The following is a 2899-nucleotide window of genomic DNA, read 5'->3' as shown; positions in this document are numbered from 1 at the left end:
AAAACCCCTTGGGTGTTGTATGGTTAAGCCTCACGGGCAATTAGTACAGGTTAGCTCAATGCCTCGCAGCACTTACACACCCTGCCTATCTACGTCGTAGTCTCCAACAACCCTTTAGGATACTTAAAGTATCAGGGATGACTCATCTCAAGGCTCGCTTCACGCTTAGATGCTTTCAGCGTTTATCGATCCCGAACTTAGCTACCGGGCAATGCTACTGGCGTAACAACCCGAACACCAGAGGTTCGTCCACTCCGGTCCTCTCGTACTAGGAGCAGCCCCTTTCAATCATCCAACGCCCACGGCAGATAGGGACCGAACTGTCTCACGACGTTCTAAACCCAGCTCGCGTACCACTTTAAATGGCGAACAGCCATACCCTTGGGACCGACTTCAGCCCCAGGATGTGATGAGCCGACATCGAGGTGCCAAACACCGCCGTCGATATGAACTCTTGGGCGGTATCAGCCTGTTATCCCCGGAGTACCTTTTATCCGTTGAGCGATGGCCCTTCCATTCAGAACCACCGGATCACTATGACCTGCTTTCGCACCTGCTCGAATTGTCATTCTCGCAGTCAAGCGGGCTTATGCCATTGCACTAACCACACGATGTCCAACCGTGTTTAGCCCACCTTCGTGCTCCTCCGTTACTCTTTGGGAGGAGACCGCCCCAGTCAAACTACCCACCAGGCACTGTCCGCAACCCCGATAAGGGGCCAACGTTAGAACATCAAGCATACAAGGGTGGTATTTCAAGATTGCCTCCACCAATACTAGCGTACTGGTTTCAAAGGCTCCCACCTATCCTACACATGTAGGGTCAATGTTCAGTGCCAAGCTGTAGTAAAGGTTCACGGGGTCTTTCCGTCTAGCCGCGGGTACACTGCATCTTCACAGCGATTTCAATTTCACTGAGTCTCGGGTGGAGACAGCGTGGCCATCATTACGCCATTCGTGCAGGTCGGAACTTACCCGACAAGGAATTTCGCTACCTTAGGACCGTTATAGTTACGGCCGCCGTTTACTTGGGCTTCGATCAAGAGCTTCGACCGAAGTCTAACCCCATCAATTAACCTTCAAGCACCGGGCAGGCGTCACACCGTATACGTCATCTTACGATTTAGCACAGTGCTATGTTTTTAATAAACAGTTGCAGCCACCTGGTATCTGCGACTCCCGGCAGCTTAGAGAGCAAGTCTCATCACCGCTAGGAGCGTACCTTCTCCCGAAGTTACGGTACCATTTTGCCTAGTTCCTTCACCCGAGTTCTCTCAAGCGCCTTAGTATTCTCTACTCGACCACCTGTGTCGGTTTGGGGTACGATTTCTTATAATCTGAAGCTTAGAGGCTTTTCCTGGAAGCATGGCATCAATGGCTTCACACCCGTAGGTGCTCGACATCGTGTCTCAGCCTAACAAGAGTCCGGATTTACCTAAACTCTTAGCCTACGCACTTGAACTTGGACGACCGTCGCCAAGCCCACCTAGCCTTCTCCGTCCCCCCATCGCAATTATAAGAAGTACGGGAATATTAACCCGTTTCCCATCGACTACGCTTTTCAGCCTCGCCTTAGGGGTCGACTTACCCTGCCCCGATTAACGTTGGACAGGAACCCTTGGTCTTCCGGCGAGGGGGTTTTTCACCCCCTTTATCGTTACTCATGTCAGCATTCGCACTTCTGATACCTCCAGCATGCCTTACAGCACACCTTCGACGGCTTACAGAACGCTCCCCTACCCAGCACAATAAATTGCACTGCCGCAGCTTCGGTGTATAGCTTAGCCCCGTTACATCTTCCGCGCAGGCCGACTCGACCAGTGAGCTATTACGCTTTCTTTAAATGATGGCTGCTTCTAAGCCAACATCCTGGCTGTCTGAGCCTTCCCACATCGTTTCCCACTTAGCTATAACTTTGGGACCTTAGCTGGCGGTCTGGGTTGTTTCCCTCTCCACGACGGACGTTAGCACCCGCCGTGTGTCTCCCGGATAGTACTTACTGGTATTCGGAGTTTGCAAAGGGTTGGTAAGTCGGGATGACCCCCTAGCCTTAACAGTGCTCTACCCCCAGTAGTATTCGTCCGAGGCTCTACCTAAATAGATTTCGGGGAGAACCAGCTATCTCCAAGTTTGATTGGCCTTTCACCCCTAGCCACAAGTCATCCGCTAATTTTTCAACATTAGTCGGTTCGGTCCTCCAGTTGATGTTACTCAACCTTCAACCTGCCCATGGCTAGATCACTTGGTTTCGGGTCTATATCCAGAGACTGAACGCCCAGTTAAGACTCGGTTTCCCTACGGCTCCCCTAAACGGTTAACCTTGCCACTGAATATAAGTCGCTGACCCATTATACAAAAGGTACGCAGTCACATAACAAGTATGCTCCTACTGCTTGTACGTACACGGTTTCAGGTTCTATTTCACTCCCCTCACAGGGGTTCTTTTCGCCTTTCCCTCACGGTACTGGTTCACTATCGGTCAGTCAGTAGTATTTAGCCTTGGAGGATGGTCCCCCCATATTCAGACAGGATATCACGTGTCCCGCCTTACTCGTTTTCACTGATGATGAGATGTCGGTTACAGGGCTATCACCTTGTATCGCGCCACTTTCCAGAGGCTTCACCTGTCTCATTAAAAGCTTAAGGGCTAACCCAATTTCGCTCGCCGCTACTTTCGGGATCTCGGTTGATTTCTCTTCCTCGGGGTACTTAGATGTTTCAGTTCTCCCGGTTTGCCTCCTGCTGCTATGTATTCACAACAGGATACTAGCTTATGCTAGTGGGTTTCCCCATTCAGAAATCGTAGACTCAAATGGTTTTTACTACCTAATCTACGCTTATCGCAAGTTAATACGTCTTTCATCGCCTCTGACTGCCAAGGCATCCACCGTGTACGCTTA

At 50.7% G+C, this 2899-nt stretch carries 1 rRNA gene; it reads right to left on the bottom strand.

Annotation, left to right across the window (positions count from 1 at the left end):
• Positions 1 to 19 precede the first annotated feature (19 nt).
• Positions 20 to 2899, bottom strand: a 23S ribosomal RNA gene (locus BTO23_RS21210); the annotation flags it as partial.

It is taken from the genome of Aliivibrio sifiae, from assembly GCF_002954715.1.
GTDB lineage: Bacteria > Pseudomonadota > Gammaproteobacteria > Enterobacterales > Vibrionaceae > Aliivibrio > Aliivibrio sifiae.
This window is presented reverse-complemented; position numbering and strand designations above follow the sequence as displayed.